The 11,892-nt window shown below is 51.9% G+C and carries 12 protein-coding genes and 1 pseudogene; 4 read left to right on the top strand and 9 right to left on the bottom strand.

What is annotated here, in order from left to right:
- Positions 1–30 precede the first annotated feature (30 nt).
- The gene (locus ACPGUT_RS10525) at positions 31–153 is read left to right on the top strand and encodes a hypothetical protein (RefSeq protein ID WP_423991123.1); all 123 of its coding nucleotides are present in this window, start codon (positions 31–33) and stop codon (positions 151–153) included.
- Positions 154–308: 155 nt separating this feature from the next.
- On the opposite strand, the gene ACPGUT_RS10520 is transcribed toward ACPGUT_RS10525, so the two are convergent.
- Positions 309–746, bottom strand: coding sequence for an iron-sulfur cluster assembly scaffold protein (locus tag ACPGUT_RS10520; RefSeq protein ID WP_423991121.1), 438 nt, complete (start codon positions 744–746; stop codon positions 309–311).
- 84 nt (positions 747–830) lie between these two features.
- Here ACPGUT_RS10520 and hisI point away from each other — a divergent pair, with 84 nt between their 5' ends.
- A complete protein-coding gene (gene hisI, locus ACPGUT_RS10515; RefSeq protein WP_423991119.1) occupies positions 831–1,187 on the top strand; it encodes a phosphoribosyl-AMP cyclohydrolase in 357 nt (118 codons plus the stop codon).
- Here the strand turns inward: hisI and gluQRS are convergent, their stop codons facing one another.
- The 6 genes from gluQRS to rocF form a co-directional block, all read right to left on the bottom strand.
- The gene (gene gluQRS / locus ACPGUT_RS10510; protein ID WP_423991117.1) at positions 1,188–2,021 is read right to left on the bottom strand and encodes a tRNA glutamyl-Q(34) synthetase GluQRS; all 834 of its coding nucleotides are present in this window, start codon (positions 2,019–2,021) and stop codon (positions 1,188–1,190) included. It abuts the gene before it with no gap.
- Positions 2,021–3,361: a methylenetetrahydrofolate--tRNA-(uracil(54)-C(5))-methyltransferase (FADH(2)-oxidizing) TrmFO gene (gene trmFO, locus ACPGUT_RS10505; RefSeq protein ID WP_423991115.1), complete on the bottom strand. Its 1,341-nt coding sequence runs from the start codon at positions 3,359–3,361 to the stop codon at positions 2,021–2,023. Before trmFO ends, gluQRS begins: the two co-directional genes overlap by 1 nt.
- Before the next feature lie 79 nt (positions 3,362–3,440).
- A complete protein-coding gene (gyrA, locus tag ACPGUT_RS10500; protein ID WP_423991113.1) occupies positions 3,441–6,215 on the bottom strand; it encodes a DNA gyrase subunit A in 2,775 nt (924 codons plus the stop codon).
- Between the two features lie 205 nt (positions 6,216–6,420).
- Positions 6,421–7,473, bottom strand: a complete 1,053-nt coding sequence (locus ACPGUT_RS10495) for an ornithine cyclodeaminase (protein WP_423991111.1) — start codon at positions 7,471–7,473, stop codon at positions 6,421–6,423.
- A 9-nt stretch (positions 7,474–7,482) separates the two neighbouring features.
- On the bottom strand, positions 7,483–8,406 hold the full coding sequence (ctlX, locus tag ACPGUT_RS10490; protein WP_423991109.1) for a citrulline utilization hydrolase CtlX: 924 nt from the start codon (positions 8,404–8,406) through the stop codon (positions 7,483–7,485).
- An 8-nt stretch (positions 8,407–8,414) separates the two neighbouring features.
- Complete coding sequence (gene rocF / locus ACPGUT_RS10485) at positions 8,415–9,341, bottom strand: arginase (RefSeq protein ID WP_423991107.1); 927 nt, start codon at positions 9,339–9,341, stop codon at positions 8,415–8,417.
- A 126-nt stretch (positions 9,342–9,467) separates the two neighbouring features.
- Between rocF and ACPGUT_RS10480 the strand changes: the two genes are divergently transcribed.
- Positions 9,468–9,911, top strand: a complete 444-nt coding sequence (locus ACPGUT_RS10480; RefSeq protein ID WP_423991105.1) for an Lrp/AsnC family transcriptional regulator — start codon at positions 9,468–9,470, stop codon at positions 9,909–9,911.
- A gap of 5 nt (positions 9,912–9,916) precedes the next feature.
- Here the strand turns inward: ACPGUT_RS10480 and ACPGUT_RS10475 are convergent, their stop codons facing one another.
- Both ACPGUT_RS10475 and ACPGUT_RS10470 read right to left on the bottom strand, forming a co-directional pair.
- On the bottom strand, positions 9,917–10,372 hold the full coding sequence (locus ACPGUT_RS10475; protein WP_423991103.1) for a disulfide bond formation protein B: 456 nt from the start codon (positions 10,370–10,372) through the stop codon (positions 9,917–9,919).
- Positions 10,369–10,947 carry a YqaA family protein gene (locus tag ACPGUT_RS10470; protein ID WP_423991101.1) on the bottom strand — a complete coding sequence of 193 codons (579 nt, stop codon included), beginning with the start codon at positions 10,945–10,947 and terminating at the stop codon, positions 10,369–10,371. The genes ACPGUT_RS10475 and ACPGUT_RS10470 overlap by 4 nt, the downstream gene beginning before the upstream one ends.
- Before the next feature lie 247 nt (positions 10,948–11,194).
- Between ACPGUT_RS10470 and ACPGUT_RS10465 the strand changes: the two are divergent.
- Positions 11,195–11,892: pseudogene (locus tag ACPGUT_RS10465) on the top strand (RsmB/NOP family class I SAM-dependent RNA methyltransferase); the annotation flags it as partial.

Here is an 11,892-nt window from a genome sequence, read left to right as displayed (position 1 = left end):
TTAACCAACATTAAGATGCAGGAGACCAAGATGATCAAAGATATTAAATCAGCCGTTCGGAACTCTGGCCCGACTTTGCTGCAGGACCTTATCGGTGGGGCCGCTCTTTGTGTGATGTTGGGAACTGCTCTGGTCTTACCCGGGATGATGTAATCGTTTTGCCCGTGTCGTGCTGAACCCCGCATCTTGTCCCCAATTTGATGCGCTCGTCAGACACTGTCTGTTTGCCTCCGGGATCCCTCTTCCCCCTTAGGTTTCAGCGCGACACCACTGCCGCCGCACCCGTGTCCCCGGGTTGCGGCGGTTTTTTATTTTTGGCTGTCGAAGGCTTCTGTCAGCGCACTGGCTACCAGAAGAATAGAGGCATGCCGGTTTTTGAAATCTTTCGCCGGGCGCAGGGATTCCAGCCCGTCAAACGGGGCGGATGGGGCCGGGCCATCTGATTTCAACATTGCTGTCAGTTCATCTTGTAGCATCTGAATTTCAGTTTTATTACAACCAATAACGCTGCCGCCGATGACAGATGCAGCGGCTTGTCCCAATGCACAAGCTTTCACATCCTGACGGAAATCAGAAATCTGACCATCTGAAAACTTCACACCAACCGTCACCGTTGATCCGCACAGAGGTGAACGTTTCTTAACCTCAATGTCCGCGTTCTCGAGCTTACCAAGTGCGGGAATATCTGCAGCGAGTGCCAGAATGCGCCCGGAATAAAGGTTAATAAGGTCGCTGTCTGCGGACATGGTGCATTCCCTGTTAAAACGGGTTTTCCCCGGAGATCTTCTCCCTTACATAAGGGACAGTTGGACAAAGGCAATGGGGCAGATATGAAATTTGATGTGAAAAAACTGCGATTTAATGACCAGGGGCTTTTGCCGGTGATTGCGCAGGATCACAACAGTCTTGAAGTTCTGATGCTGGCCTGGATGAACGCTGAAGCGGTGCAACGCACCGTGGACAGTGGAAAGGTGACTTACTGGTCGCGGTCTCGTCAAAGTTTCTGGGTCAAGGGCGAAAGTTCCGGGAATACGCAAAACTTGGTAGATCTGCGCTTTGATTGTGATCAGGATTGTATTTTGGTTCTTGTTGAACAAAATGGCCCGGCCTGTCACACAAATCGCCGCAGCTGTTTCTATACGGCGGTGCGTGAAGGCGACGAAATCGAACTGATGCAGCCTGAATAATTACAGGCCAACCATCTTTCGTATGTCTTGTGGGGTCGCGCCTTCGTCACGAAATTTGGAAATTGCACGGGCATCATCTCGTTTGGCAAGACGTTTGCCATTTTCATCCCGGATCAGACGGTGGTGGTGATAGACGGGTACGTTCAGGCCGAGCATCGTCAACAGGATCACTTGTATTTGCGTGAAATCAAACAGATCTTTGCCACGGATTGTATGGGTGATGTTCTGACGGGCGTCATCAATCGCAGATGCCAGAAAATAGGCGATTATGTCCTCGCCCTTACGAGACAACACAACATCACCGATGTCAGTTAGGGCGTTATGCGCGGTAATTTGATTCAGGCCGGCAAAGCTATCACCAGTTTCAGTGAACACAGGCATTTTGTCTGAAAGCAGATCCAAAGCCCGATCCAGATGCAGACGCAAGGCATCCCCAGATTGGCGGTTGTTCATGGAACGGCACTTACATGTGCCAGGGTAAATATCATGAACTTGCCCTTCTTGTGGGGCAGAAAGCGCGGCGCGAATGTCAGCGCGGGAACAGGAACAAGGGTATAATAACCCCATATCTTCGAGCGTTTTCAGTTCGGTATCGTAGGATCTTAATTGTTTCGACTGTCTTAATACAGGCCCATCCCATGTCAGGCCAAGCCATGTCAAATCATCAATGATCTGCGCATCCCATTCCGGCTTGCTGCGCTGAAGATCCGTATCCTCCATGCGCAACAGAAACTGTCCGCCGGCTGTTTTTGCCATGTCATGGGCTAAGATTGCGGAATAGGCGTGCCCAAGATGTAATGGGCCAGTTGGGGATGGGGCAAAACGCGTACGCATTATGCCCCGGCCAGCCAGTCTTTCCAGGCGGTTTTGGCCCGATCGGTATAGGCTTTGTAGCGGTCTTTACGCCCGCGACGACCACCTTTCAGCCCATCAACGGGTTGGAATAGCCCGAAGTTTACGTTCATCGGTTGGAAAGTCTTTGCATCGGCACCACCTGTAATGTGGTGGATCAATGCGCCCATCGCACTGTTCAGTGGGGGCGTCTCAAGCTGCTTGCCTTGGATCTCAGCGGCGGCTAGGCGACCTGCCAGCAGGCCCATTGCGGCGCTTTCGACATAGCCTTCGACACCGGTGATTTGCCCAGCAAACCGTAGGTTAGGGCGAGATTTAAGACGCATTTGGTCATCCAGTAGCGTGGGTGAGTTCATGAACGTATTGCGATGAATACCGCCAAGGCGGGCAAAGCTAGCGTCTTCCAAACCGGGGATCATACGGAACACATCTTGTTGTGCGCCATATTTCATTTTTGTCTGAAATCCCACAATGTTATAAAGTGTTCCTAATGTATTATCACGGCGCAGTTGCACCACGGCATAGGCTTTGTTTTCAGGATCATGTTCATTGGTCAGGCCAACGGGTTTCATCGGACCAAAGCGCAAGGTTTCACGCCCACGATCCGCCATAACCTCAATCGGTAGGCAGCCGTCGAAATATTTCGCGGTTTCGCCTTCGTGGAACTCGGTTTTGTCTGCTGCCAGAAGGGCATCAATGAAGGCCTCATACTGGTCTTTGGTCATCGGGCAGTTGAGGTAGGCTTTTTGTTCTTCTTCCGTCTCGCCTTTGTCATAGCGCGATTGCATCCAGGCCACGTCCATATTGACGCTGTCGAAATAAACAATCGGGGCGATGGCATCAAAAAACGCAAGGCTTTCAGCACCGGTTTCACGGGCAATGCTTTCGCCAAGCGCGCCTGATGTCAGCGGGCCGGTGGCGATGATCCAATTGCCGTCAGTCGGCAACTCGGTGATTTCGCCTGTTTCAATCGTGATGTTGGGGTGGTTGCGAATGACCTCTGAGACACCGCGCGCGAAAGCTTCGCGATCCACGGCCAATGCACCGCCAGCGGGCAGGCGATGTTCGCCGGCCATGCGCATGATCAACCCGTTGGCTTCGCGCATTTCCCAATGCAGAAGACCGACGGCATTTTGTTCGTGATCGTCAGACCGGAAGGAATTGGAACACACCATTTCAGCAAAATCGCCACCTTGGTGCGCGAAAGTCTCAACTTTCGGCCGCATTTCATGCAGGATCACCTGAACGCCAGCCTCCGCTGCCTGAAATGCCGCCTCTGAGCCCGCAAGCCCACCACCAATGATATGTAATGTGTTTTCCATAAGGAGGATTTATCCGGGTTGGAGGTAAAAGAAAAGCCACCCCGAAGGGTGGCCTTTGAATTTTCTACTGCGCTGAGAATCAGCTTTCAGAGGGGTTCGCTGCGGTTTCATCAGCCGTTTCGATAGCTGCATCAACGGCAACCTCATCTTCATCCTCGTCGCGTTCCGCGATCCAAGCAACGGAAACCACGGTTTCGCCTTTGCCTGTGTTGAAGACTTTGACGCCACCTGCAGAACGTGAACGGAAAGAAATGCCATTCACAGGGCAACGGATGGATTGACCTTTGGAGGTTGCCAACATGATTTGATCGCCAAGTTCCACTGGGAAACAGGCAACGATATCGCCGCCTTTCATGGCTGCCACACCTTGACCACCACGCCCAGAGACACGGTAATCATGGCTGGATGTTAGGTTGCCCGCACCGGTTTCATTCAATGTTACCAACAGGTTATTAGCTGTTAACATTTCCTGATAACGATCTTCCGTCAGGCTGCCTTCGACTTCTTCAACGGCTTCATCTTCAGCCACATCACTGCCAAATTCACCGCGGAAACGTTTGATAAAGGCTGTGCGTTCGTCCGGTGTTGCGTCAAAATGGCTAACCACAGACATAGAGACAACTTCGTCATCGCCCTTCAGTTTCACGCCACGCACACCAACAGAGGCGCGCGAGTTGAAGACGCGCACATCGGTGCTTGGGAAGCGAATGGCACGGCCAGATTTGGTTACCAACATCACATCATCATCATCAGAACAGATGCGCGCATTGATCAGGCGGGTGTTTTCATTGTCGCCTTCAAACTTCATCGCGATCTTACCATTGCGCATGACATTGGTGAAATCGGACAGTTTGTTACGACGCACGGTGCCGGCAGAGGTCGCAAAGACCACTTGCAGATCATCCCATTCCTCATCCGGCACATCCACCGGCATGATCGCGGCAATAGAAACGCCAGTTGGGATCGGCAGAATGTTTACAATGGCTTTGCCTTTGGCGGTGCGACCACCTTGGGGCAGGCGCCAGGTTTTCAATTTGTAAACCATGCCGTCCGTTGTAAAGAACAGCAATTGCGTGTGGGTATTTGCCACAAATAGGGTGGTCACCACATCTTCTTCTTTGGTTTGCATACCGGACAGGCCTTTGCCGCCACGTTTTTGCGCGCGGAAATCAGCCAGAGGCGTGCGTTTGATCCAACCGCCAGAGGTCACGGTCACAACCATGTCTTCACGCTCAATGAGATCTTCATCGTCCATGTCGCCAGACCAATCAACGATCTCGGTACGGCGCGGAACTGCGAATTTTTCACGAACTTCTGTCAATTCGTTGGCGATGATTTCCATGATCCGTTCACGGGATCGCAGGATATCCAGATATTCACGGATCGCGGCTGCAAGTTGTTGCAATTCATCCGTAACTTCTTTCACGCCCATTGCTGTCAAACGTTGCAGTCGCAATTCAAGGATCGCGCGCGCCTGGGTTTCTGACAGGTTATAAGTCCCGTCATCGTTTGCTTTGTGGGTTGGATCATCGATCAACGCGATGTATTCAAGAATGTCACCGGCGGGCCAGCGACGTTCCATCAGTTTTGCACGCGCTTCGGCCGGATCGGCAGAGGAACGGATCGTGGCGACGATTTCATCGACGTTGGACACGGCCACAGCGAGGCCGCACAAAATATGAGAGCGTTCCCGTGCTTTGCGCAATTCATAAGCTGTACGGCGTGCAACCACTTCTTCACGGAAATCAATGAAGGATGTCAAGAACTTGCGCAAAGTGAGCTGTTCCGGACGCCCACCGTTCAGCGCCAGCATGTTGCAGCCAAAATAGGTTTGCATTGGTGTGAAACGGAAGAGCTGATTCAGGACAACTTCTGGCGTTGCATCACGTTTCAGTTCAACAACGACACGTACACCGTTGCGATCAGATTCATCCTGCACATGGGCGACGCCTTCGACCTTTTTATCGCGTACCTGTTCCGCGATTTTCATGATCATTGCGGCTTTGTTCACTTGATAGGGGATCTCATCCAGAACAATCGCGTAACGGTCTTTCCGGATCTCTTCCACACGGGTTTTCGCACGGATGACAACTGAACCTCGACCTTCAAGGTAAGCTTTACGCGCGCCGGTGCGGCCCAGCATGATGCCACCCGTCGGGAAATCAGGGCCAGGTACAAAGTCGATCAACTGTTCAGAGGTCAGATCAGGATCTTCGATCAGCGCAAGGGTCGCATCCACGACTTCGCCAAGGTTATGGGGCGGAATATTGGTCGCCATACCGACCGCAATACCACCTGCACCATTGACCAGCATATTGGGGAAACGGGCAGGTAGAACAGTTGGTTCGCGGTCTTTTCCGTCGTAGTTGTCTTGGAAATCAACGGTTTCTTTGTCGATATCTGCCAGTACAAATGCGGCAGGTTTATCCATACGGACTTCGGTATAACGCATCGCGGCGGGGTTATCGCCATCCATGGAACCAAAGTTACCCTGGCCGTCCAATAAAGGCAGGGACATTGAGAAATCCTGGGCCATCCGGACCAGCGCGTCATAGATCGCGCCATCACCATGTGGGTGATATTTACCCATCACATCGCCAACCGGACGGGCCGATTTGCGATAGGATTTATCATGGGTGTTGTTGGTCTCGTGCATAGCGTAAAGAATTCGCCGATGCACAGGTTTCAGACCGTCCCGAAGGTCCGGAATCGCACGGGAAACGATCACGCTCATGGCATAATCGAGATAGGATGTGCGCATCTCGTCTGTAATGGAAATCTGAGGTCCGTCGTATGCGGGTTTCTCGATTGCAGTTACGTCAGTATTTTCAGGGGGTTCCGGGGTATCGTTCACGCTGTTTCCGCTCTGGTACTGTTTATCTGTATCTTGTTACAAGCCTTATACAATAGCCAGGATATAGGACGCAATGGTGCGAGGCATTTAATAAGCGGTTTTGCGTGATGCATCGGAAAAACCGGAACGCGTACTGGGATGGAATTGAGGTATATCAGTCATCTTTGGCAGCCGTGATAACCGGCCGCCAAAGATGTTGTTGGGGTCAGGGGCGTGCACGCATCAGCATGCCAAACAGATCACGGGGGTCATCAGGATCAGCAACCATATCTAGATCCTGATAAAGACCTGTGTCGTTTAACTGATCGCGCACATAACGCAGGGCTGAAAAATCCTCGATCGCAAAACCAACGCCATCAAACAGCGTGATCTGATTCTGGGATGTCCGACCTTTGGCCTTACCTGTCAGCACTTCCCAGAATTCGGTCACTGCGAAATCTTCGTCCATTTGCTGGATTTCACCTTCTATGCGGGTCTGAGGGGGGTATTCCACAAACACATCCGAACGCGAAAGAATGTCTTTATGCAGTTCGGTTTTACCCGGGCAATCCCCACCAATCGCGTTGATATGCACGCCGGCGCCAACCATATTGTCGCTGAGAATTGTGGCGTATTGTTTGTCCGCGGTGCAGGTGGTGATGATGTCCGCGCCTTCGATCGCCTCCTCAGGCGTTTTGCAGGGCACAAGTGTAAAGCCATGACCTTTGAGATTTTTCATGGCTTTCGCTGTGGCTTTGCTGTCGATGTCATACATTTTCAGCGTCGTGATGCCCGCAAGTGTTTTCATGGCCAGCGCTTGAAATTCACTTTGCGCACCGTTGCCGATCATTGCCATTGTCCGTGCATTTTCCGGGGCTAGGACACGGGCAACAAGTGCTGAGGTTGCCGCAGTGCGCAGGGCTGTCAGGACTGTCATTTCGGACAGCATGACCGGGTATCCTGTATCGACGGATGCCAAAAGCCCAAACGCGGTAACGGTTTGCAACCCGTCTTTCATGTTTTTTGGATGACCATTTACATATTTGAAACCATAGATTTCACCGTCGGAAGTTGGCATCAGCTCGATCACCCCCTCGGCGGAGTGGCTGGCCACGCGCGGGGTCTTGTCAAAGCTTTCCCAGCGTAGGAAATCGGCTTCGATATAGCCAGCGATGCCTTTCAGCATCTCTTCTACACCGATATGGTGTACCAGCTTCATCATGTTCTCAACGGAAACAAATGGCACAAAAGCCAGGTCTGATGGGGTTGGGTTGGTCATTGTTTGTCCTTAATTACGGCGTGTCAGATGGACACCGGCAAGCATGCAGCGTACGGATCCGCCTGCGGTTTCGATGGTGGGAATGTCTAGGGGCAGAAGCTGTACTGTCTTTTCAAGCGTCGTGACCTGGGCGGATGTAAGGGATTTCAGGGCGCGGGATGACAGGGCCAGCACGCGGCCATCTGTGCCGGACAGTTCCAGTGTATTTCCTGCAAACTCGGAAATCTGGCTATAGGAAAGATCAATCACATCCCGTCCGTTTTCTTCCAGACGTTTCCGGACCTCGGCGCGACGTTGTGGATCACAGATCATATCCAGGCAAATCATCGCGAAAGACGTTCCAACCGCCATTAGAACATTGGTGTGATACACATCACGCCCCATCGCGTCTTGCGCAGCAAAAGCCATAGGTTCATAGTTGAAATGGGTACAGAAACGTTCCAGCAGAACGGGATCCGCGCGATTTGACTGTACAACATATGCAATCCGTCCGATATGGTCGAGAACCATCGCGCCGGTGCCTTCTAGGGCCAGGCCGTCTTGTTCCAGGCCAGAATAATCGATCATATCCTGAACGCGGTATTCCTGTTTCAGAAGTTCCAGCACATCCGCACGACGTTCGCGCTGACGGTTGGCAGCAAACATGGGATAAATCGCGATATGACCGCCCGCATGGGTGGAAAACCAGTTATTTGGGAAAACACTGTCAGGCGTGTCACGTTCACCGGTATCGTCAAACACATGAACGCGAATGCCGCTGGCGCGTAGTTTGGCAACGGCCGTGTCAAATTCCGCAAGGGCAGCTTTCGCATCCCCACCGGGTGACGTGCCTCGCAGTGTCTGGAATGCGTTATCACCCCGGGTTTCAGGATTGGAATGAAAGCAGTGTGGCCGGATCATAACCACAGCGGATGGGGCTTGTATACTGTTCATCTACTCACTCAAAATTGATTGGTGGGGCGATCGAAAACGCGCTTGCCAAGCAATGATGCCGTCAGGTCAACCATCAGGTTTGCGGTGCGGCCGCGTTCATCCAGAAAAGGGTTCAGCTCGACCAGATCAAGTGAGGCAACGCAGTCACTGTCATGCAGCATTTCCATCACCAGATGGGCTTCGCGAAACGTTGCACCACCTGGCACCGTTGTACCGACAGCCGGGGCAATGGAGGGATCCAGGAAATCAACATCCAGTGATACATGCAGCAGGCCATCAGCCGATTTTACCTTTTCGATAAAGGCTTTAAGCGGGGCTGCGATGCCAATTTCATCAATCCGGCGCATATCCACTGGGTGCATGTCGCTTTGGGCAAGGGCCGCAGCCTCGGCGCTGTCAACGGAACGTAGACCAATCAGGCAAATGTTGTCTTCGACCACTGTTGCAGGTAGCGGAGGAAAGGCTTCAAATCCACTGCGGCCGGTGACATAGCCAAGGGGGGTGCCATGCAGATTTCCCGTGTCACTGGTCTCGGGCGTGTGATAATCGGTATGTGCGTCCAGCCAGAGAACAAACAAAGGCTTATCAACGCTTTGTGCGTATTTCGCCATACCTGCCACCGTGCCCAAGGATAGGGCATGGTCCCCGCCTAGAAAAATCGGAAAGCCGCGTTGGGCTGCATCAAATGCAGCGTCCGTCAGGGTTTTGGTCCAGCCAATTGTTTCCGATGCAGCATGCGCTTCTGTCAGAACGCCCGCGGGCAAATCATGCGGGGCTGGGGTCAGATTCCCTAGATCCTGCATCGAATGCCCCAGATCACGGATCATTGGCCCGATGCCAGCTGTGCGATAGGCATCTGGGCCCATTAGGCAGCCTTTACGCGCTTTGCCACTGTCCATGGGGGTGCCAACCAGAATGCAATTTTGAGGTTTCATGCGAACTCCTGTTCATCGTCTTTCCTGAGTATTCACACATAATGATTGCTTAGGTATGGATTTTTTGACTAATATGGAGGTGAATAATTCACTTTGACTTATCACATTTCCGAAATGGAGGATTTGATGGATGATCGGGATAGGGACATCATTGCAGCGCTGCGGCGTGATTCCCGTGCAAGCCTTTCAGAACTTGCCGCATTACTGAAATTGTCCCGTACGACCATACGTGCGCGTATCGAACGGCTGGTGGCAAATCGGGATATTGTCGGGTTTACCGTTGTTTTGAAAGACGATGAAAATCAGGCACCAGTCCGGGGGCTGATGATGCTGTCGATCGAGGGGCGTGGAACGGAACGTGTGATCCACCGTCTCTCTGGAATGCCGGAAATTCAGGCCATTCATTCAACCAATGGCAAATGGGATCTGATCCTTGAAATCGGCACCGCGTCACTTGAGGCACTGGACAAGGTTCTTGGGCAGGTGCGCCGTCTGGATGGGGTGCACAGCAGTGAAACCAATTTACTTCTTGCAACACGCAAGGCGACTTCGGCAAAGAGCCCCGGTTGAATGCATCAGTCGCGGCGAAGAGCCAGTACCCAGAGGCCAAAAAGTGTGAATGAAATCAGACCATTCCAGCCTGCCATGGAAATGCCGAACATATCCCAAGGAATTTCATCACAGCGCACAAGCGGGGCGCTCATGATTTGATTGAATAGTTCATCCGCACTAAGATTTCCAACCGGACCAGAAGTGCAGCTGTCTGGGCCTTCAAAGAGACCTTTTTCAACACCTGCGTGATAAAGGCCAATCAGGGACGTTGTCAGAGCTGCCAATGCGCCGATTATCGCGAAAACCTTTTGCTTTAATGCAAGTGCAAGAAGCCCTGCGACAATTGCGATACCATGGGGCCAGCGCTGCCAGATGCACATTTTGCAGGGGGCCATATCGCCAATATACTGAAAACCGAATGCACCCAATAGCATCGCGGCTGAACCAGCCGTTGCAAGCAGAAGAAGTAATTTGTTCATAGGTATTTTACCATCCAGAAACCTGCGCAAAGAATGATCACAAACAGCGTGAACATCAAGCCTAGACGGCGTTCAATGAAATCACGAATTGGTGATCCAAACTTCCACAAAAGAGCAGCAACAATAAAGAACCGTAATCCGCGGGCAATGATCGAAGATAGGATGAAGATTGGTAGGGACAAACTTGTTGCACCTGAAAAAATTGTAATCACCTTGTAGGGAAAAGGCGTAATGCCGGCGATCAGCACAGCCCACGCACCCCATTCATTGAAAGTCTCAGACATCTCTATGAAGGCATGTTCTTTTCCATAGAGAGAAAGAATAGGTTGCCCCACAGTTTCAAAGAGAACCCCACCGATCAAATAGCCGAACAATCCGCCCAGAACCGAACTGATCATAGCGACGCCAGCAATCACAAATGCCCGGTGCGGCAGCGCGATGATCATTGGGATCATCAGAAGATCGGGGGGGATCGGAAAAAAGGAGCTTTCGGCAAAGCTGATCAACGCCAGAAACCACAACGCATGGGGATGTGCTGCCAGTCCGATTGTCTTGTCATAAAGTGCTTTGATCATGCCCGCCTCGGCCCGCCTCGTTTTTCGACTGTGTCGGATAGATCTGAACCTGGGTCAAGGGATTCCGGAAATCACACATTCGCAGGCAGATGCATGCCAATGGTATCAGTGGTGATATCTTTGCCAACTGCGTTGCACATTCACATTCGCTACCAATCAGGATAGGAGATTGAAAACCGCAGATTTTGCGGGTGAATGATTAAAACCCAAGGTGTGAACAGCGCCTGACCTGAAAAGGATGCCAGATATGACACCAGGTGCACGCATTGCTGCCGCAACAGAAATACTGGACGCCTGGAATGAAGGTGATGCTGTTGAAAAGCTACTGACAAACTGGGGCCGAAGATCACGTTTTGCCGGATCAAAAGACAGGGCAGCTGTACGCGATCTGGTGTTTGATGCTCTGCGCAATCTCAACCGATATGCCGCAATTGGTAAAGGTTGGAATGGGCGCGCATTGATGATCGGCCGTCTTTTCGCACTTGGCGAGGATCCGGATCAGTATTTCACAGGCGAAGGCTATATGCCGGAAGCGTTAAGTGATGAAGAACGCCTGCAAGGGGACACAACTGGCATCGTCAACCTGCAAGACTGGATACTGCCTAAAATGCAAGATTCTTTGGAGTCGGATTTTGATGCAAACGAGAAGGCTTTATGCTGTCGCGCGCCATTGTTCCTGCGTGTGAATACAGAACAGACAAATGTGGAAGATGTTATTGCCCGTTTGGCAAAGGAACAGATCATTGCCCGCCCACATCCTCTGTCTCCGACTGCGCTAGAGGTAACCGAAAACCCTCGACGTTTCGCTGGATCAGAAGTTTTCCGCACAGGGCTTGCAGAAATTCAGGATGCGGCGTCTCAGGCTGTATCCGACTTGGTGCCGGTGACGGGGAGAGCACCTCAAAGCGTGGGGCAATTGCGTTTTTGGGATGATCTGACATATTT

Origin of the sequence: Halocynthiibacter sp., from assembly GCF_049608145.1 — a bacterium.
Taxonomy (GTDB): Bacteria; Pseudomonadota; Alphaproteobacteria; order Rhodobacterales; family Rhodobacteraceae; genus Halocynthiibacter.
Note: the sequence above shows the minus strand (reverse complement) of the source record. Positions and strands in the feature narration are given on the sequence as shown.

Excerpts from the sequence above, each read along its gene's own strand:
- ACPGUT_RS10525 (WP_423991123.1), top strand. The coding sequence starts at position 31 with ATGATCAAAGATATTAAATCAGCCGTTCGGAACTCTGGCCCGACTTTG.
- ACPGUT_RS10520 (WP_423991121.1), bottom strand. The coding sequence starts at position 746 with ATGTCCGCAGACAGCGACCTTATTAACCTTTATTCCGGGCGCATTCTG.
- hisI (WP_423991119.1), top strand. The coding sequence starts at position 831 with ATGAAATTTGATGTGAAAAAACTGCGATTTAATGACCAGGGGCTTTTG.
- gluQRS (WP_423991117.1), bottom strand. The coding sequence starts at position 2,021 with ATGCGTACGCGTTTTGCCCCATCCCCAACTGGCCCATTACATCTTGGG.
- trmFO (WP_423991115.1), bottom strand. The coding sequence starts at position 3,361 with ATGGAAAACACATTACATATCATTGGTGGTGGGCTTGCGGGCTCAGAG.
- ACPGUT_RS10495 (WP_423991111.1), bottom strand. The coding sequence starts at position 7,473 with ATGACCAACCCAACCCCATCAGACCTGGCTTTTGTGCCATTTGTTTCC.
- ctlX (WP_423991109.1), bottom strand. The coding sequence starts at position 8,406 with ATGAACAGTATACAAGCCCCATCCGCTGTGGTTATGATCCGGCCACAC.
- rocF (WP_423991107.1), bottom strand. The coding sequence starts at position 9,341 with ATGAAACCTCAAAATTGCATTCTGGTTGGCACCCCCATGGACAGTGGC.
- ACPGUT_RS10480 (WP_423991105.1), top strand. The coding sequence starts at position 9,468 with ATGGATGATCGGGATAGGGACATCATTGCAGCGCTGCGGCGTGATTCC.
- ACPGUT_RS10475 (WP_423991103.1), bottom strand. The coding sequence starts at position 10,372 with ATGAACAAATTACTTCTTCTGCTTGCAACGGCTGGTTCAGCCGCGATG.
- ACPGUT_RS10470 (WP_423991101.1), bottom strand. The coding sequence starts at position 10,947 with ATGATCAAAGCACTTTATGACAAGACAATCGGACTGGCAGCACATCCC.